19 protein-coding genes are annotated in these 16,823 nt (G+C 66.4%); 16 read left to right on the top strand and 3 right to left on the bottom strand.

Annotated elements, in window-relative coordinates; genetic code table 11:
- The first annotated feature begins 84 nt into the window (after positions 1-84).
- From cobO to L6D75_RS17880, 15 genes are all read left to right on the top strand, one after another.
- Complete coding sequence (cobO, locus tag L6D75_RS17945) at positions 85-696, top strand: cob(I)yrinic acid a,c-diamide adenosyltransferase (RefSeq protein WP_176515679.1); 612 nt, start codon at positions 85-87, stop codon at positions 694-696.
- Entirely contained in the window at positions 693-1,988 is a 1,296-nt protein-coding gene (locus L6D75_RS17940; protein ID WP_176515677.1) for a cobyrinic acid a,c-diamide synthase CobB, read from the top strand. Before cobO ends, L6D75_RS17940 begins: the two co-directional genes overlap by 4 nt.
- Positions 1,985-2,635, top strand: coding sequence for a 5,6-dimethylbenzimidazole synthase (bluB, locus tag L6D75_RS17935; protein ID WP_176515675.1), 651 nt, complete (start codon positions 1,985-1,987; stop codon positions 2,633-2,635). The genes L6D75_RS17940 and bluB overlap by 4 nt, the downstream gene beginning before the upstream one ends.
- The gene (cbiB, locus tag L6D75_RS17930; protein WP_176515673.1) at positions 2,632-3,540 is read left to right on the top strand and encodes an adenosylcobinamide-phosphate synthase CbiB; all 909 of its coding nucleotides are present in this window, start codon (positions 2,632-2,634) and stop codon (positions 3,538-3,540) included. Before bluB ends, cbiB begins: the two co-directional genes overlap by 4 nt.
- Entirely contained in the window at positions 3,533-4,525 is a 993-nt protein-coding gene (cobD, locus tag L6D75_RS17925; RefSeq protein ID WP_176515672.1) for a threonine-phosphate decarboxylase CobD, read from the top strand. The genes cbiB and cobD overlap by 8 nt, the downstream gene beginning before the upstream one ends.
- Complete coding sequence (locus L6D75_RS17920) at positions 4,522-5,976, top strand: cobyric acid synthase (RefSeq protein ID WP_176515671.1); 1,455 nt, start codon at positions 4,522-4,524, stop codon at positions 5,974-5,976. Before cobD ends, L6D75_RS17920 begins: the two co-directional genes overlap by 4 nt.
- A 1-nt stretch (position 5,977) precedes the next feature.
- Positions 5,978-6,499, top strand: coding sequence for a bifunctional adenosylcobinamide kinase/adenosylcobinamide-phosphate guanylyltransferase (gene cobU, locus L6D75_RS17915; RefSeq protein ID WP_176515670.1), 522 nt, complete (start codon positions 5,978-5,980; stop codon positions 6,497-6,499).
- Complete coding sequence (cobT, locus tag L6D75_RS17910; RefSeq protein WP_176515669.1) at positions 6,496-7,551, top strand: nicotinate-nucleotide--dimethylbenzimidazole phosphoribosyltransferase; 1,056 nt, start codon at positions 6,496-6,498, stop codon at positions 7,549-7,551. The genes cobU and cobT overlap by 4 nt, the downstream gene beginning before the upstream one ends.
- Positions 7,548-8,114: an alpha-ribazole phosphatase family protein gene (cobC, locus tag L6D75_RS17905; protein ID WP_176515668.1), complete on the top strand. Its 567-nt coding sequence runs from the start codon at positions 7,548-7,550 to the stop codon at positions 8,112-8,114. The genes cobT and cobC overlap by 4 nt, the downstream gene beginning before the upstream one ends.
- Position 8,115: 1 nt before the next feature.
- Complete coding sequence (locus tag L6D75_RS17900; protein WP_176515667.1) at positions 8,116-8,850, top strand: adenosylcobinamide-GDP ribazoletransferase; 735 nt, start codon at positions 8,116-8,118, stop codon at positions 8,848-8,850.
- 115 nt (positions 8,851-8,965) lie between these two features.
- A complete protein-coding gene (locus L6D75_RS17895) occupies positions 8,966-10,132 on the top strand; it encodes a glycoside hydrolase family 5 protein (protein WP_371871974.1) in 1,167 nt (388 codons plus the stop codon).
- A gap of 42 nt (positions 10,133-10,174) precedes the next feature.
- Complete coding sequence (locus tag L6D75_RS17890; protein WP_176515663.1) at positions 10,175-10,579, top strand: MarR family winged helix-turn-helix transcriptional regulator; 405 nt, start codon at positions 10,175-10,177, stop codon at positions 10,577-10,579.
- A 64-nt stretch (positions 10,580-10,643) separates the two neighbouring features.
- On the top strand, positions 10,644-11,846 hold the full coding sequence (locus L6D75_RS17885; protein ID WP_371871973.1) for an MFS transporter: 1,203 nt from the start codon (positions 10,644-10,646) through the stop codon (positions 11,844-11,846).
- Positions 11,843-11,965: a hypothetical protein gene (locus tag L6D75_RS27325; RefSeq protein WP_276574739.1), complete on the top strand. Its 123-nt coding sequence runs from the start codon at positions 11,843-11,845 to the stop codon at positions 11,963-11,965. Before L6D75_RS17885 ends, L6D75_RS27325 begins: the two co-directional genes overlap by 4 nt.
- Positions 11,966-12,012: 47 nt before the next feature.
- Entirely contained in the window at positions 12,013-12,564 is a 552-nt protein-coding gene (locus tag L6D75_RS17880; protein ID WP_176515661.1) for a glutathione peroxidase, read from the top strand.
- Between the two features lie 783 nt (positions 12,565-13,347).
- On the opposite strand, the gene L6D75_RS17875 is transcribed toward L6D75_RS17880, so the two are convergent.
- Positions 13,348-13,608, bottom strand: a complete 261-nt coding sequence (locus tag L6D75_RS17875) for a DUF2798 domain-containing protein (protein ID WP_176518267.1) — start codon at positions 13,606-13,608, stop codon at positions 13,348-13,350.
- Positions 13,609-13,722: 114 nt separating this feature from the next.
- On the opposite strand from L6D75_RS17875, the gene L6D75_RS17870 reads away from it, so the two are divergent.
- Complete coding sequence (locus L6D75_RS17870) at positions 13,723-14,652, top strand: LysR family transcriptional regulator (RefSeq protein WP_176518266.1); 930 nt, start codon at positions 13,723-13,725, stop codon at positions 14,650-14,652.
- Positions 14,653-14,694: 42 nt separating this feature from the next.
- Here the strand turns inward: L6D75_RS17870 and L6D75_RS17865 are convergent, their stop codons facing one another.
- Both L6D75_RS17865 and L6D75_RS17860 read right to left on the bottom strand, forming a co-directional pair.
- Positions 14,695-15,960 carry an OmpP1/FadL family transporter gene (locus L6D75_RS17865; RefSeq protein ID WP_176518265.1) on the bottom strand — a complete coding sequence of 422 codons (1,266 nt, stop codon included), beginning with the start codon at positions 15,958-15,960 and terminating at the stop codon, positions 14,695-14,697.
- 146 nt (positions 15,961-16,106) lie between these two features.
- Positions 16,107-16,589 (bottom strand): hypothetical protein, encoded by a 483-nt coding sequence (locus L6D75_RS17860; protein WP_176518264.1) that lies wholly within the window; start codon positions 16,587-16,589, stop codon positions 16,107-16,109.
- Positions 16,590-16,823 lie beyond the last annotated feature (234 nt).

Genomic DNA, 16,823 nt, shown 5'->3' with positions numbered 1-16,823 from the left:
CCGCCGCGGCCCTGCGCGTTCTCCGTCTGCCCGCCTATCGACCTGTCGCCGCCGCTTGCGTGGCGCCAGCCTGCGGAGAACCCCATGAGCGAAACCACCGACCGCGACGAACGCCACCTGGCGCGCATGCAGCGCAAGAAGGCGATCATCGACGAGCGCATCGCCAATTCCCCTAACGAATGCGGCCTGCTGCTGGTGCTGACCGGCAATGGCAAGGGCAAGAGCAGCTCGGCCTTCGGCATGCTCGCCCGCGCCCTGGGCCATGGCATGCAGTGTGGCGTGGTGCAGTTCATCAAAGGCCGCAACAGCACCGGCGAAGAGCTGTTCTTCCGCCGTTTCCCCGAACAGGTGCGCTACCACGTGATGGGCGAGGGCTTCACCTGGGAAACCCAGGACCGCCAGCGCGACATTGCCGCCGCCGAAGCCGCCTGGGCCGTCTCGCGCCAGCTGCTGCAGGACCCCTCGGTGCAGTTCGTGGTGCTCGATGAGCTGAACATCGCCCTCAAGCACGGCTACCTCGACCTCGACCAGGTACTCGGCGACATCCAGGCCCGGCCGCCGATGCAGCATGTGATCGTCACCGGCCGCGCGGCCAAGCCCGAGATGATCGAGCTGGCCGATACCGTCACCGAGATGGGCATGCTCAAGCACGCTTTCCAGGCCGGTATCCGCGCACAGAAGGGCGTGGAACTGTGAGCCAACCCCGCCATTGCCCGGCCGTATTGATTGCGGCACCCGCCTCCGGCCAGGGCAAGACCACCGTCACCGCCGCCCTGGCACGCCTGCACCGCAACCTCGGGCGCAAGGTACGGGTCTTCAAGTGCGGGCCGGACTTTCTCGACCCGATGATCCTCGAGCGCGCCAGTGGTGCGCCGGTGTACCAGCTCGACCTGTGGATGATCGGCGCCCAGGAAAGCCGCCGCCTGTTGTGGGAAGCAGCCGGCGCGGCCGACCTGATCCTCATCGAAGGGGTGATGGGCCTGTTCGACGGCACGCCGTCCAGCGCCGACCTGGCTCGCCACTTCGGCGTGCCGGTGCTGGCGGTGATCGATGGCACCGCCATGGCCCAGACCTTCGGCGCCCTGGCCTTGGGCCTGGCGCGTTACCAGGCCGACCTGCCGTTCGCCGGCGTGCTGGCCAACCGGGTTGGCACACTGCGCCATGCGCAACTGCTCGAAGGCAGCCTGACCGAGGGCCTGCGCTGGTATGGCGGCCTCTCGCGCGAACGCGGCATCGAGCTGCCCAGCCGCCACCTGGGCTTGGTGCAGGCCAGCGAACTGAATGACCTGGATGCCCGCCTGGACGCTGCCGCCGAGGCCCTGGGCGCCAGTTGCGATGCGGCCTTGCCGCCGCCGGTGAGCTTCGCCGAAGCCGAGCCGCAGGCCTGGCGCGCATCGCTTGCCGGGGTGCGCATCGGCGTGGCGCGGGACGAAGCCTTTGCCTTCATCTATGGCGCCAACCTCGACCTGTTGCGCCAGCTCGGCGCCCAGCTCGAGTTCTTCTCGCCACTGCACGACCGCGAACTGCCGGTGGTGGACAGCCTGTACCTGCCCGGTGGCTACCCCGAGCTGCACCACCACGCGCTGGCCGCCAACACGCCGATGTGCCAGGCGATCCGCGCCCACCATGAGGCCGGCAAGCCGCTGCTGGCCGAATGCGGCGGCATGCTCTACCTGCTCGATGCCTTGACCGATGTGGCTGGCGAGCGCGCCGAACTGCTCGGCCTGCTGGCGGGCGAAGCGACCATGCAGAAGCGCCTGGCCGCCCTGGCCCTGCAGGCGGTGGAACTGCCGGAAGGCACCCTGCGCGGGCACACCTACCATCATTCGCTGACCAGCACCGAACTTGCGCCAATCGCCCGCGGCCTGAGCCCCAATGGCGGGCGCGGCAACGAGGCGGTCTACCGCCTGGGGCGCTTGACCGCCTCCTACGTGCACTTCTACTTCCCCTCCAACCCCGATGCGACGGCGGCGCTGCTGCAACCATGAGCGAACATGCTTTCAGCGCTGCCGAGCGCGCCGCGATCTACCGGGCGATCGGCGAGCGCCGCGACATGCGCCACTTCGCCGGCGGCACGGTCGCCCCCGAACTGCTCGGCCGCCTGCTGGCCGCCGCGCACCAGGCGCCCAGTGTCGGCCTGATGCAGCCCTGGCGCTTCATCCGCATCAGCCAGCGTGACCTGCGCCAGCGCATCCAGGCGCTGGTCGAGCAGGAGCGCACACGCACTGCCGAGGCCCTGGGCGAGCGCTCGGACGATTTCATGAAGCTCAAGGTCGAAGGCATCAACGACTGCGCCGAAGTGCTGGTGGCGGCCTTGATGGACAACCGCGAACCGCATATTTTCGGCCGCCGCACCTTGCCGGAAATGGACCTGGCCTCGCTGGCCTGCGCCATCCAGAACCTGTGGCTGGCAGCCCGGGCCGAAGGGTTGGGCATGGGCTGGGTATCGCTGTTCGACCCGCTGGCGCTGGCCGAGCTGCTCGGCATGCCCGCGGGCGCCAAGCCGGTGGCGGTGCTGTGCCTGGGGCCGGTGGCGGCGTTCTACCCGGCGCCGATGCTGGCGCTGGAACACTGGGCCGAAGAACGGCCCTTGGGTGACATGCTGTTCGAAAACCAATGGGGAGAGCGCCCATGAGCGTGGCCTTGCTGACCGTGGCCGGCGTGGCCCTGGATGCCTTGCTGGGCGAGCCGCAGCGGCGCCACCCGCTGGTGGCCTTTGGTAACTTTGCCGCGAGCCTGGAGCGGCGCCTGAACGCCGGTGGCCGTGGCTGGCGCAGCCATGGCGTGAGCGCCTGGTTTTTGGCCGTGGTGCCCTTGACCCTGGTGGCCTTGATCCTGTCCTGGCTGCCTTACATCGGCTGGCTGGTGGACGTGCTGGCGCTGTATTGCGCGCTGGGCCTGCGCAGCCTTGGCGAGCACGTGCTGCCGGTGGCCAATGCCTTGCGCCAGGGCGACCTGGAAGAGGCACGGCGGCGGGTGGGCTACCTGGTCAGCCGCGAAACCCGCGAGCTGGATGAGCCCGCCGTGGCCAGGGCGGCCACCGAATCGGTGCTGGAGAACGGCAGCGATGCGGTATTTGCCGCGCTGTTCTGGTTCATCGTCGCCGGCGCGCCCGGGGTGGTGCTGTACCGCCTGAGCAATACGCTGGATGCCATGTGGGGCTACCGCAACGAGCGCTTCGAGCGCTTTGGCTGGTGCGCGGCACGCATCGACGACGTGCTCAACTATATTCCCGCCAGGCTGGTGGCGCTGACCTACGCAGTGCTCGGCAAGACCCGCCTGGCGCTGGCCTGCTGGCGCAAGCAGGCGCCGTTGTGGGACAGCCCCAATGCCGGGCCGGTGATGGCCGCAGGTGCGGGTGCGCTGGCCGTCGAGCTCGGCGGCCCGGCGGTGTACCACGGCGAGCTGCACGAGCGCCCGCGCCTGGGCGAGGGGCCGATGGCCGATGCCGACGCCATCGAGCGCGGCTGGAGCCTGGTGCAGCGCGGCGTGTGGCTGTGGCTGCTGCTGATTTGCCTGGGAGCGTACCTCGATGCTTGAACATGGCGGCCGCCTGCTGCGGGCGATACGGCACTACGCAATTGCCCGTGAAGACTGGCTGGACCTGTCCAGCGGCATCGCGCCCTGGCCTTACCCGATTCCGGCCATCCCCGTGGAGGCCTGGGCGCGCCTGCCGGAAACGGACGACGGCCTGGAAGCTGCGGCCTGCCGCTATTATCGGGTCCATCAGGTGTTGGCGGTGGCCGGTTCCCAGGCGGCGATCCAGGCATTGCCGCACCTGCGCCCGAGCGGCCGGGTCGGGGTGTTGTCGCCGTGCTATGCCGAGCATCCGCAGGCCTGGCAGCGCGCCGGGCATAGCCTGGTCGAGCTGCAGGAAGCCGAGGTCGAGGCGGTCCTCGACAGCCTCGACGTGTTGGTGCTGGTCAACCCCAACAACCCCACCGGCCTGCGCGTGCCCCGCGAACGCCTGCTGCACTGGCACGCCCGCCTGGCCGCGCGCGGCGGCTGGCTGCTGGTCGACGAAGCGTTCATGGACAACACACCGCAGTACAGCGTGGTGGATTGCGCCGAGCGCCCTGGCCTGATCGTGCTGCGTTCGTTCGGCAAGTTCTTCGGCCTGGCCGGGGTACGCCTGGGCTCCGTGATGGCTGAACAGCCGCTGTTGCAGCGCCTGGCCGACCGGCTTGGGCCGTGGACCGTCAGTGGCCCGGCGCGGGTCGTGGCCCAGGCCTGCTTCGCCGACCAAGCCACCCATCAGCTGCAGATCGCCCGCTGCGCCCAGGCCAGCCAGCGCTTGGCCAACTTGCTGCAGGCCCATGGCCTGGCACCCAGCGGCGGCTGCGACCTGTTCCAGTACGTGCGCAGCGAGCGGGCCGCGCACCTGCATGATTTTCTCGCCCGCCGCGGCATCCTCGTGCGCCTGTTCGAGCAGCCCGCTGCCGTGCGCCTGGGCCTGCCCGCCTGCGCCGCGGACGAACAGCGCCTGGCCCAGGCCCTGGCCGCCTATCAGAAGGAAACGGCATGACCACCCTCATGGTGCAAGGCACCACCTCCGATGCCGGCAAGAGTACGCTGGTCACCGCCCTGTGCCGCTGGCTGCTGCGCCAGGGCATCAACGTGGTGCCGTTCAAGCCGCAGAACATGGCGCTCAACAGCGCGGTGACCGCCGACGGCGGCGAGATCGGCCGCGCCCAGGCGGTGCAGGCCCAGGCTTGCCGGCTGGCGCCGCACACCGACATGAACCCGGTGCTGCTCAAGCCCAACAGCGACACCGGCGCCCAGGTGATCATCCACGGCCGTGCGGTCACCAGCATGAATGCGGTGGCCTACCACGACTACAAGGCCATCGCCATGCAAGCCGTGCTGGCCTCGCACCAGCGCCTGAGCGCGGCCTACCCGGTGGTGATGGTCGAAGGGGCCGGCTCGCCGGCGGAGATCAACCTGCGCGCGGGCGATATCGCCAACATGGGCTTTGCCGAAGCGGTCGACTGCCCGGTGATCCTGGTCGCCGACATCAACCGTGGCGGCGTGTTCGCCCACCTGGTCGGGACCCTGGAGCTGCTGTCGCCGAGCGAGCAGGCGCGGGTCAAGGGCTTCGTCATCAATCGTTTTCGCGGCGACATCGCCTTGCTGCAGCCCGGCCTGGACTGGCTGGAGGCGCGTACCGGAAAACCGGTGCTGGGCGTGCTGCCCTACGTCACCGACCTGCACCTGGAAGCCGAAGACGGCATCGACGTGCGCCAGGGCAGCAAGCACGAGCGGGTGCTCAAGGTCATCGTCCCGGTGCTGCCGCGCATCAGCAACCACACCGATTTCGACCCCCTGCGCCTGCACCCCCAGGTGGATTTGCAGTTCATCGGCCCTGGCCAGCCGATCCCGCCGGCCGACCTGATCATCCTGCCGGGCTCCAAGAGCGTGCGCGGCGACCTGGCGCAACTGCGCGCGCGCGGTTGGGACGCGGCCATCGCTCGGCACCTGCGCTATGGCGGCAAGCTCATCGGCATCTGCGGCGGCCTGCAGATGCTCGGCCAGCAAGTGCACGACCCGCTCGGCCTGGAAGGGCCGGCCGGCTCAAGCCCGGGGCTTGGGCTGCTCGACTACGCCACGGTGCTCGAAGCCGACAAGCAACTGCGCAATGTCGCCGGCACCTTGAGCCTGGAAGATTCGCCAGTGGCCGGCTACGAAATCCATGCCGGCGTCACCACGGGCGCGGCGCTTGAGCAGCCCGCCGTGCAGCTTGCCGATGGCCGCGCAGATGGTGCGATCAGCGCCGATGGCCAGATCCTTGCCACTTACCTGCATGGCCTGTTCGAAGGCAGCCAGTCGTGCGCCGCACTGTTGCGCTGGGCGGGCCTGGCCGATGTGCAGCCCATCGATTATCAAGCCTTGCGCGAACGCGACATCGAACGCCTGGCCGACCTGGTCGAGCAGCACCTGGATACCGAATACCTGCGCCAACTGTGCGGAGCCGCCTGACATGCTCAACCTGATCCTCGGCGGCGCCCGCTCGGGCAAGAGCCGCCTGGCCGAACAGCTGGCCAGCGACAGCGGCCTGCCAGTGACCTACATCGCCACCAGCCAACCCCTGGACGGTGAAATGAACGAACGGGTGCGCCTGCACCGCCAGCGCCGGCCCGCCCACTGGGGGCTGGTCGAAGAACCCTTGGCGCTGGCCAGCGTGCTGCGCACCGAAGCCGCCGAAGGCCGCTGCCTGCTGGTGGATTGCCTGACCCTGTGGCTGACCAACCTGCTGATGCTCGAAGACCCGCAGCGCCTGGCCCAGGAGCGTGACGCGCTGCTGGCCTGCCTGGCGCAGTTGCCCGGCACGGTGATACTGGTCAGCAACGAAACCGGCCTGGGCGTGGTGCCCATGGGCGAACTCACCCGGCGTTACGTCGACCTGGCCGGCGAGCTGCACCAGGCCGTGGCCGAACGTTGCCAGCGCGTGGTACTGACCGTCGCTGGCCTGCCTCTGATGCTCAAAGGACCTGCACTATGAACCAACCCTGGTGGCGTGACGCCTGCCAACCCCTCGACAACGCCGCCATGGACCAGGCCCGTGCCCGTCAGCAGCAGCTGACCAAACCCGCAGGTTCGCTTGGCCAGCTAGAGGGCCTGGCGGTGACGCTGGCCGGGCTGCAGGGCTGTGAGCGGCCGAACCTGGATCAGGTCGCCATCACTATTTTTGCCGGTGACCACGGCGTGGTCGAGGAGGGCATCTCGGCCTACCCGCAGGCGGTGACCGGGCAGATGCTGCGCAATTTCGTCGGCGGTGGTGCGGCGATCAGCGTGCTGGCGCGCCAGCTGCAGGCCAGCCTCGAAGTGGTCGACCTCGGCACCATCGACCCGCAGCTGGAGCTGGCCGGGGTGCGCCACCTGCGCCTGGGCGCCGGCACCGCCAACTTCGCACGCCAGCCGGCGATGACCGATACGCAGCTGCAGGCCGCGCTGCAAGCGGGCCGTGACAGCGCATTGCGCGCCGGGCAAAACGGCGCACAGCTGTTCATCGGCGGCGAGATGGGCATTGGCAACACCACGGCCGCCGCGGCGCTGGCCAGCACCTTGCTGGGTTGCCCGGCGCGCGACCTCAGCGGCCCCGGCACCGGCCTGGACACCGCTGGGGTGCGGCACAAGGCCGAAGTGATCGAGCGTGCCCTGGTGCTGCACGGCCTGCGCGCCGACCAGCCCGAGCAGGCCCTGGCCTGCGTCGGCGGCTTCGAGATCGCCGCACTGGCCGGCGCCTACCTGGCGTGTGCGCAGCAGGGCATCGCAGTGCTGGTGGACGGCTTCATCTGCAGCGTCGCGGCACTGGTTGCCGTGCGCCTCAACCCGCAATGCCGGGCCTGGCTGCTGTTCGCCCACCAAGGCGCTGAGCCGGGCCACAAGGCCTTGCTCGCGGCGCTGGACGCCGAGCCGCTGCTGGCCCTGGGCCTGCGCCTGGGCGAGGGCAGCGGTGCGGCGCTGGCGGTGCCATTGCTGCGCCTGGCCTGTGCCCTGCACGGGCAGATGGCGACCTTCGCCGAAGCGGCGGTGGCGGACCGCCCGGCATGATCCTCGATTTGCTGCGCCACGGTGAAACCGAGCAGGGCGGCGGCCTGCGCGGCAGCCTCGACGACGCCCTGACCGACAACGGCTGGGCGCAGATGCGCGAGGCCGTGGGCGAAGGTGGGCCTTGGCAGGTGCTGGTCAGCTCGCCCTTGCAGCGCTGTGCGCGGTTCGCCGATGAACTGGGCGTGCGCCTTGGGCTGCCGGTGCAGCGCGAAGCCGACCTGCAAGAGCTGCATTTCGGCGAGTGGGAGGGGCGCAGCGCGCTGCAGATCATGCAGACCCAGGCAGACGAGCTTGGGCGCTTCTGGGCCGACCCCTATGCCTATACGCCGCCTGGTGGCGAGCCGGTGAGCGCCTTCGAACAACGTGTGCTGGCGGGTATCGAGCGGCTGCGCTCGCTGCATGCGGGCAAGCGCGTGCTGCTGGTCACCCATGGCGGCGTCATGCGCCTGCTGCTGGCGCGTGCCCGAGGTTTGCCACGGGAGCAGCTGTTGCAGGTCGAGGTCGGCCATGGCGCCCTGGTGCAACTGGAGCTGACCGGCGAGCGCCTGCGAGAGGAGGTTTGAGATGCTGCCTTTGTGGATCGCCTTGCAGTTTCTCAGCAGTTTGCCGGTACGTTTGCCGGGCATGCCCGAGCCCCGGCAGGTCGGCCGCTCAATACTGTTCTATCCCTTGGTCGGCCTGCTGTTCGGCCTGCTGCTGTGGCTTGCCAGCCACCTGCTGCAGGGCACGCCGGCACCACTGCACGCGGCCCTGCTGCTGACGCTGTGGGTGCTGCTCAGCGGCGCCTTGCACCTGGACGGCCTGGCGGACAGCGCCGATGCCTGGCTGGGCGGCTTCGGCGATCGCGAGCGCACGCTGCAGATCATGAAGGACCCACGCAGCGGACCGATTGCGGTGGTGACCCTGGTGCTGGTGCTGCTGCTGAAGTTCTGCGCGCTGTGGGTGCTGGTCGAGCGTGGCGTGGGCGCGCTGCTGGTACTGGCGCCGGTGGTGGGGCGGGCGGCGATGCTCGGCTTGTTCCTCGCCACCCCCTACGTGCGCAAGGGCGGCCTGGGCCAAGCGTTGGCCGAACACTTGCCGCGGCGTGCCGCGATTTGGGTGCTGCTGGCCAGCCTGCTGGCGTGCCTGGTGCTGGGCGGATGGAGCGTGGCCTGGGTGCTGCTTGGCGCGTTTGGGGTGTTCTGCTGGCTGCGGCGGCTGATGTGCCAGCGCCTGGGCGGGAGCACCGGGGATACGGCCGGGGCGTTGCTGGAGCTGCTTGAACTCACGGTGTTGCTGGGGCTGGCGCTGATGCCTTGAGCCCGCAGCGGCTGGTCATTTTCAGCAACGCATCAGTCCCCCTTGCCGCGGCCTTGCGCGGGTATCCTCGGCCTCCTTCCCAATCGGCCAAGGAGGCCATGCCATGCACCGCTTGATGCTTGTCGCCTTGTTGATGTTGATTTCGCCGCTGGCCAGCGCCGCAGACCTCATCGACTTCTGGAACACCCCCCGCCACGGTGGCAACAGCTTCAACCGCCTGCCGCCTGATCAGGCCTATTTCGAAGCCCTGCGTGGGTACGGCGCCACTTGGGTGCGGTTGTCCTACGATAAATGGCAGCCGGCGCAGCGCGATGTTCTGCTGGGCGATGCCGACCATTACCATGGCCTTGCCAAGGCGGACCTGCAACGCCTGCGCGAGGCCCTCGACCGTGCCCATCAGGCAGGGCTCAAGGTGGTCATTGCGCCGCTGTCACTGCCGGGCATGCGCTGGTCGCAGAACAACCAGGGCCAGTTCGACGACCGTTTGTGGCAGGACAAACGCTACTGGTCACAGGCCGCCGCGTTCTGGCGCGACCTGGCCGGCGAGCTGAAGGATCATCCGGCCATCGTCGCCTACAACCTGATCAACGAACCGGCCCCAGAGAAGCACGGCGGCCTGGCCGAACATGCGTCGGCGCAGCAGATGCGGGCGTGGTACGAGCAAGCCCGGGGCAGTGCGCGCGACTTGCCGGCGCTGTACCGCCAGCTGCTGGCAGCCATTCGCGAAGTGGACCCTCACACCCCGGTCATGGTCGACGCTGGCTGGTACGCCGGCGCCGATGCGTTCAGCTACTGGCCCGAGGCGCTTGCGGACCAACGCGTGCTCTACAGCGTGCACATGTACGAGCCCTATGCTGCCACCAGCGCGCCGAACATGACGCGCCAGCCGCCGCTTGCCTATCCTGGCCCGGTGCCCTTCGCCGGGCAGCGCCAGCACTGGGATGGCCAGCGCGTCGCCGAGTACCTTGCCAAGCCTGTGGCGTGGGTGGATGCGATGAAGGTGCCGCGTTCACGGCTGGTTGTCGGCGAATTCGGCTGCATGCGGCGTTTGGCGGGGTGTCGGCAGTACCTGGAGGACGTGCTCACGGTGCTGGAGCGCGAGCGGCTGCATTGGGCCTTCTACAGCTTTCGTGAAGACAGCTGGGATGGCATGGATTACGAACTCGGCTCGGCCAAGGTGCCATGGCGCTATTGGCAGGCCATCGAGCAAGGCACCCCGGACCCCTTGCCCCGCCGCGCAACCGTCGAGTTCGAGCCGATCCGGCAGCGCCTGGCACCCTGAAATTTCTTGCAACATCCAAGTTGCGGGTATATACACGTATCCATGTTGACCAGTGAATGCATCTGCACCCATTTGCGTCGCGCCGCCCGTGGGGTGAGCCGGCATTACGACGAGGCTCTTGCCGGCTTCGGCATCAATGTCGCCCAGTTTTCCCTGCTGCGCCACCTGCAGCGGCTCGACCGCCCCAGTATCACCACCCTGGCCGAGGCCATGGGCCTGGAGCGCAGCACCCTGGGCCGCAACCTGCGGGTGCTGGAAGCCGAGGGCCTGGTGGCATTGGCCGACGGTGACGACCAGCGCAACCGCGTGGTGCTGCTGACCGAGGCGGGCGCTGCGCGCCTGCAGGTGGCGTACCCCGCTTGGGAGCTGGCGCAGCAGGCATTGGTCGAGCACCTGGGCGAAGGGCCGCGCGATGAACTGGTGCGGCTGCTGGAGCGGCTGGCCTGATCGACCACGATTAAACGCGGGTATATACCCGCATAAACCTTGCGATGTGCTGGAGATAACGACAATGACTTCGGTGTGGCGAACCAGCGGGTGGGTTCTGGTCGGGGCGGCATTGATCCTCGCCCTGTCACTGGGTGTCCGGCATGGCTTCGGCCTGTTCCTGGCGCCGATGAGCGCCGATTTCGGCTGGGGCCGCGAGGTGTTCGCCTTCGCCATCGCCCTGCAGAACCTGATCTGGGGCCTGGCCCAGCCCTTTGCCGGTGCGCTGGCTGACCGTCTTGGCGCGGCGCGGGTGGTGATCATCGGCGGCATTCTCTACGCCGCTGGCCTGTTGCTGATGAGTACCGCCGATTCGGCCTGGTCACTGTCGCTCAGTGCGGGCCTGCTGATTGGCATCGGCCTGTCCGGCACCTCGTTCTCGGTGATCCTGGGCGTGGTGGGCCGCGCGGTGCCGGCGGAAAAACGCAGCATGGGCATGGGCATCGCCAGCGCCGCGGGCTCCTTCGGCCAGTTCGCCACGCTCCCCGGCACCCTGGGCTTGATCGAATGGCTGGGGTGGTCGGCCGCCTTGCTGGTGCTGGGCTTGCTGGTCGCCTTGATCGTGCCCTTGGTCAGCATGCTCAAGGATCGCCCGCTGCCCAGCCATGGCGTCGAGCAGACGCTGGGCCAGGCCCTGCGCGAGGCGTGCTCGCATTCCGGCTTCTGGCTGCTGGCCCTGGGCTTTTTCGTGTGTGGCTTCCAGGTGGTATTCATCGGTGTGCACCTGCCGGCCTACCTGGTCGACCAGCATCTGCCGGCAACTACCGGCACCACGGTGCTGGCGCTGGTGGGGCTGTTCAATATCGTTGGCACCTATACCGCTGGCTGGCTCGGTGGGCGGATGTCCAAGCCACGCCTGCTGACGGCGTTGTACCTGCTGCGGGCGGTGGTGATCGGCTTGTTCCTGTGGGTGCCGGTGAGTGCGGTCAGCGCCTATCTGTTCGGCATCGCCATGGGGCTGCTGTGGCTGTCTACCGTGCCGTTGACCAACGGCACCGTGGCCACGCTGTTCGGTGTGCGCAACCTGTCCATGCTCGGTGGCATCGTGTTCCTGTTCCACCAGTTGGGCGCCTTCCTGGGCGGCTGGTTGGGGGGGGTGGTGTATGACCAGACTGGCAACTATGACCTGGTCTGGCAGATCTCGATCCTGCTCAGCCTGCTGGCGGCTGCGCTCAACTGGCCGGTGCGCGAGCGCCCGGTGGCGCGCCTGCAGGCGCAAGCCGCATGAACCGGCACCTGGCCCGCGGGCTGCTGCTGGTGGCCGCGGCGTTAGTGGTGGCGCTGGTGTGGTGGGGTTGGCACCGTGGCGGCTTGGCGTTGATGCAACTGGGCATGGGTGTTTGTTAAGCGCTACCCTGCAAGTTCAAGCAATTGTCTAGCGGGAGAACCTGACGATGCGTGCACATTGGTTGACGATGCCGTTGCTGGCGTTGCTGGCGGCCACTTCGAGCTGGGCGGCCGAGTGCCCGGCGCTGTTGCAGAGCAGCTTGCCCGAGCTGCGGGGCAAGGAGCAGGTCGACCTGTGCCAGCGCTTTGCGGGCAAGCCGCTGGTGGTGATCAATACGGCGAGCTATTGCGGGTTTGCGCCGCAGTTCGAGGGGCTTGAGGCGACCTACAAGGAGTACCACGGGCAGGGGCTGGAGATGCTGGGTGTGCCTTCGAATGACTTCAAGCAGGAAGATGCCGACGCGCAGAAGACGGCCAAGGTTTGCTATGCCAATTATGGTGTGACCTTCACCATGACCAAGGCGCAGGCGGTGCGGGGCAAGGATGCGATTCCATTGTTCGTGGAGCTGGCGCATCAGAGTAGTGCGCCGAAGTGGAATTTCTACAAGTACGTGGTCGATCGCAAGGGCAAGGTCATCGGCAACTTCTCAAGCCTGACCAAGCCGGATGATCCAGCGTTCCGCTCAGCTATCGAGAAGGCGATCGCCTCCCACCCTTGAGCATCCAAGTCGATTGCTCTTGCTCTTGCCGTTGCTTTTGCTCTTCATGCGCGCAAGTTCAGGCGCCACAGATTGCGACTTCAGGAGGCCGAACGGAGGTCATGCGGAGGGAGGCGACGGGCATGGATGCCCGTCGAGCGCTGAGGCCCCATGGATGGGGCCTGCAGCGCGTACTCCCGGGAGCATGACCGCAGAGAGGGAACCCCGGAGCGAAGCGGAGGGGCCGGATGATGGGAGCGGGCGGTTTTTGGTTACTTTTTGCCAAGACAAAAAGTAACCCGCCGTAAGGGCGGAAGGGTGATTATGCGCCGCCTTGGTAAATGGATATTCACTCGCTCCAAAAGCCAAAAGCCAAAAGCCAAAAGCCAAAAGCCAAAGGCCAAAGGCCCTAAAAGCTCAGGTGGTGGTGCTGAAGTGCTCATGCATATCCGAAATCAATAGCGACGCTTACTCACCTTTCCGCCCTTACGGCGGGTCACTTTTTGTCTTGGCAAAAAGTAACCAAAAACCGCCTGCTCCCATCATCCGGCCCCTGCGCTACGCTCCGGGGTTCCCTCGCTCCGGCCTTGCTCCCGGGAGTACGCGCTGCAGGCCCCATCCATGGGGCCTCAGCGCTCGACGGGCATCCATGCCCGTCGCCTCCCTCCGCAAGTCCTCCGCTCGGCCTCCTGAAGTCGCGATCTGTGTCGCCTGGACTTGCGCGCACGAAAAGCAAAAGCAAAGGCAAAGGCAAAAGCGAAAGCGAAAGCAACGGCAAGAGCAACGGCGAGAGCAGGGGAGGGGTTAGTGAGGATGGACTGTAAGTGCCACCAATCGAATCACCACCGGCCGGACCATCAGTACGCAGATGAATGCCACCGGCATAGCAAGTTGGTAAGCCTTGAGCACGTTATTCAAATACTGCGCATCCACGCCCGCATTGGCAGCGGTAATCACGAAGCACATCAACAACGCCATGATCGATGACATATACAACGCAAACACGTAGGGCGTGGCGCTAGGGCGCAATTTGCGCCGGCTGCGCGGCTGGGACAGGTCGCTCATGCAAACTCCTGGAAAATGGCTGGAAGCGCAGGTTATCAAGCCGGCAGTCGACACCTGTAGACCGGTAACGGTGAGTTCTTTATAAAGAGATTCTTACGAATCCCAAGGCTCGCCATGGACCTGCTCAACACCATCCGCAGCTTCATCAAGGTCGTCGAAGCCGGCAGCATTGCCGCCGGCGCCCGCACCCTCGGCCTCAGCCCGGCCGCGGTCAGCCAGAACCTCGCACGGCTCGAAAGCCACCTGCAGGTGCGGCTGCTCAGCCGCACCACCCGCAGCATGGCCCTCACGCCGGCAGGCGCGCAGTATTACGAACGTGTCCGGCATATCGAACGCGACCTCCTGCAGGCCGAGCAAGCCATCACCACGCCCGACAGCGAACCCCAGGGGCGCCTGTGCATTGCCTCCACCTCGGCATTTGGCCGCCATGTCCTCGCTCCGTTGATCCCAGGCTTCAGCGCCCGCTACCCCTTGCTTTCGATAGAGTTGGTAACGACTGACCGACGCGTCAACCACGCCCGCGAAGACGTCGACATCAGCCTGCGCATCACCCCACAGCTGGAAGACCATCTGCTCGCACGGCACATCGCCCGCGTCCCGTTCATCTGCTGTGCATCCCCAGGCTACCTGGCGCAGGCGGGCCTGCCAGCCACACCAGAGGCGCTGCGTGAGCACCGCTGCCTGGTGTTCCGCTACCCGGTGGACGGCCGCTTCCTGCGCTGGGGCTTCGTGCGCGATGGCCTGCGCTTCGATGCGCAGTTCGGCACGGTGCTGATCAGCGACGACATCGACGCCCTGACCCAGATGGCGCTCAACGATGGTGGCATCACTCGGCTTGCCGAATTCGTGGTCCGGCCACATCTGGCCACCGGCGCACTGGTGCCGCTGTTCGAGTACAGCGAGCAGGGGCAGGCCTACGCCCAGACCGAGCCGATGGATATCTACCTGTGCCTGGCAGACCGTTTTGCCCTGACGCCCAAGACGCGCGCCTTCATGGATTACCTGCACGAAGCATTGGGCGAAACCTGGCAGGTGCAGGCATGAAAAAACCGCCACGAGGGCGGTTTTTCATACAGCAGGTACGAATCAGAAACGGTAGGTGAGGGAAGCACCGATACCGTGAGCGCTGTTCTCGTACTTGGCCTGGTAACGGCCCTTGGTCGGGCTGGCCAGGTTGACCTTGGTGTCCTCTTCCCACAGGTAGGAGTAGGCCACGTCGATGGTCATGTCGTCGGTTGGGCTGTAGCCGGCACCGAAGCTGATTGCCTTGCGATCACCCGTAGGGATGCGCGGCGAACGGTCGTGGTTGTTGGTCGGCGACTGGTCGACGGAGAAGCCGGTACGCAGTACCCACTCCTTGTTGACCTTGTAGGACGCGCCAATGGCGTGGGCCCAGGTGTCATGCCAGTTCTGCTCTTCGGTGATGGTGCCGAACTGGCCCACCAGCGGAGCGGGTACATCGTTGTTGACAGTGATGTCCTTCAGGCGGCTCCAACGCGTCCAGGTGCTGCCTGCGTACAGGGTCCACTGGTCATCCAGCTCGTGGGTAACCGAGAAGTCCACCGACTCCGGGGTCTTGATCTTCAGCGTGGCGTCGAACTTGCTGCCGCTGAACGGCCCGATCAGGGCGTTGTTGACCTTGGTGTTGCCTTCGAGCTTGTAGTCGACCATCGAGTGGTAGGTCAGGCCGACGCGGGTACGGTCGGTGGCCTGAACCAGGATGCCGATGTTGTAGCCCACGGCAGTGTCGTCGCCCTTGATCTTCACTTCGCCATCATTGAAGCCAGGAGAACGCGGGTTGATGGTGTTCGACCCCAGCTCGCCCTTGATCTTGTTGATGGTCGGGCCGAAACCGATCGACACCTTGTCGTTGAAGGCGTAGCTGACGGTTGGCTGGAAGGTGATGACCTCGACGTGGCTCTTCTTGCCCCAGTAGCGTGCGGCGTCGCCGCTGCCGTAGTCAGTGACCAGGCCGAAGGGCACGTAGACGCCGAAACCGACGCTCCAGTGCTCATCGATCGGCTTGACGTAGTAGCCCATCGGTACCCCCACCGTTGGCACCATGTCACCGTCGGTTTCACCCGGCAGTGGGCTGCTGCCCGGGCCCGAAATATCGGTCTTGGCGATAATGGCTGCGCCCCCCACGGTCACTTCCTGGCGCTTCAGGCGAGACATGCCGGCAGGGTTGCCATACACCGTGCTGGCATCATCGGCAGCGGAAGAACGACCCGCGAAACCTGTCCCCATGCCGCTGATGCTCTGTTCGTTGAGGGCAAAGCCGGCAGCGAACAGTTGGCTGGAAGCGAGAGCAACGGCAACGCCGAGGGAGGTTTTGAGCATTACTTTTTTCATTATTAGAAACTCCTTGGGATCTCCGGGGCGAAAAGCTACCAACAAATCACGCTCTGCGCTATAGCCTGTATCACAGGAGATAGAGCGGTTTTGTAGGACAATCCGACCAAAATTCCTTTTTTTCCGGTAATACTGTAGGACAGTTCTCAAGATACCTCTGGCAATTTCTGAGCAATGCACAGTTGCCAGGCTTGGGTGAAGTCGCGCAGGCGACCCTGAGGGTGAAAAATCTGACGCCAGATGCGCGCCTGGCCCAACAGGTCGTCGGCGTCAGGCAACGCGGTCGCCTGGGCTTCGATGAGCATCCAGGCAATGGCGGTGGCGTAGCGCAAATTGACCGCGAGTTCCAGGTGCGGGCCGCCCAGGAAGGCGTGCTGGCTCGCCAGGCCGCGGACCAGGCTGGCAAGTTCCGGGTCACGCGCGAGGAAGTCGTCCCACACCGCCTGATGCCGGCTTTCGCCAATGCGATAGAGGCCGTGCCCCCGGCGGTCGTGCAGCGCCGAGCCGAGCGCCGACTGGCTGGCCGCAATCCCCAATAGCAGGGCTTCGGCACTGGCGCAATGACGATTCAGGTAGACCAGGGTCGGTCGGATCACATACTGACACAATTCATTCGCCGCGATACCCATGATGCCCTCGAGCAGTAAGGGGCCGACGGGCGCTGGAGCTTGGCAGCTGGTGAATGATCAGGCCCGCCGGAAGCGGATCGGACCGCTCGAGTTGAAGTGTAGTGTGATAAGCGTGATGTAAAGAGCTGTTTTTAAATCGATTGCTGCCTGAGGTCGGAAGCCATATGCCTTGCGGCAATTAGGCCAAGAACCATCAGGCAGCTCGCCGAGGCCGGCATTCAATGGCTGAATGCC

This window comes from Pseudomonas faucium (assembly GCF_021602585.1).
In the GTDB taxonomy this organism is placed as follows: Bacteria; Pseudomonadota; Gammaproteobacteria; order Pseudomonadales; family Pseudomonadaceae; genus Aquipseudomonas; species Aquipseudomonas faucium.
Note: the sequence above shows the minus strand (reverse complement) of the source record. Positions and strands in the feature narration are given on the sequence as shown.

Coding starts and splice junctions, on each gene's coding strand:
- cobO (WP_176515679.1), top strand. CDS start 85: ATGAGCGAAACCACCGACCGCGACGAACGCCACCTGGCGCGCATGCAG.
- bluB (WP_176515675.1), top strand. CDS start 1,985: ATGAGCGAACATGCTTTCAGCGCTGCCGAGCGCGCCGCGATCTACCGG.
- cbiB (WP_176515673.1), top strand. CDS start 2,632: ATGAGCGTGGCCTTGCTGACCGTGGCCGGCGTGGCCCTGGATGCCTTG.
- cobD (WP_176515672.1), top strand. CDS start 3,533: ATGCTTGAACATGGCGGCCGCCTGCTGCGGGCGATACGGCACTACGCA.
- L6D75_RS17920 (WP_176515671.1), top strand. CDS start 4,522: ATGACCACCCTCATGGTGCAAGGCACCACCTCCGATGCCGGCAAGAGT.
- cobU (WP_176515670.1), top strand. CDS start 5,978: ATGCTCAACCTGATCCTCGGCGGCGCCCGCTCGGGCAAGAGCCGCCTG.
- cobT (WP_176515669.1), top strand. CDS start 6,496: ATGAACCAACCCTGGTGGCGTGACGCCTGCCAACCCCTCGACAACGCC.
- cobC (WP_176515668.1), top strand. CDS start 7,548: ATGATCCTCGATTTGCTGCGCCACGGTGAAACCGAGCAGGGCGGCGGC.
- L6D75_RS17900 (WP_176515667.1), top strand. CDS start 8,116: ATGCTGCCTTTGTGGATCGCCTTGCAGTTTCTCAGCAGTTTGCCGGTA.
- L6D75_RS17895 (WP_371871974.1), top strand. CDS start 8,966: ATGCTTGTCGCCTTGTTGATGTTGATTTCGCCGCTGGCCAGCGCCGCA.
- L6D75_RS17890 (WP_176515663.1), top strand. CDS start 10,175: ATGTTGACCAGTGAATGCATCTGCACCCATTTGCGTCGCGCCGCCCGT.
- L6D75_RS17885 (WP_371871973.1), top strand. CDS start 10,644: ATGACTTCGGTGTGGCGAACCAGCGGGTGGGTTCTGGTCGGGGCGGCA.
- L6D75_RS27325 (WP_276574739.1), top strand. CDS start 11,843: ATGAACCGGCACCTGGCCCGCGGGCTGCTGCTGGTGGCCGCGGCGTTA.
- L6D75_RS17880 (WP_176515661.1), top strand. CDS start 12,013: ATGCGTGCACATTGGTTGACGATGCCGTTGCTGGCGTTGCTGGCGGCC.
- L6D75_RS17875 (WP_176518267.1), bottom strand. CDS start 13,608: ATGAGCGACCTGTCCCAGCCGCGCAGCCGGCGCAAATTGCGCCCTAGC.
- L6D75_RS17870 (WP_176518266.1), top strand. CDS start 13,723: ATGGACCTGCTCAACACCATCCGCAGCTTCATCAAGGTCGTCGAAGCC.
- L6D75_RS17865 (WP_176518265.1), bottom strand. CDS start 15,960: ATGAAAAAAGTAATGCTCAAAACCTCCCTCGGCGTTGCCGTTGCTCTC.
- L6D75_RS17860 (WP_176518264.1), bottom strand. CDS start 16,589: ATGGGTATCGCGGCGAATGAATTGTGTCAGTATGTGATCCGACCGACC.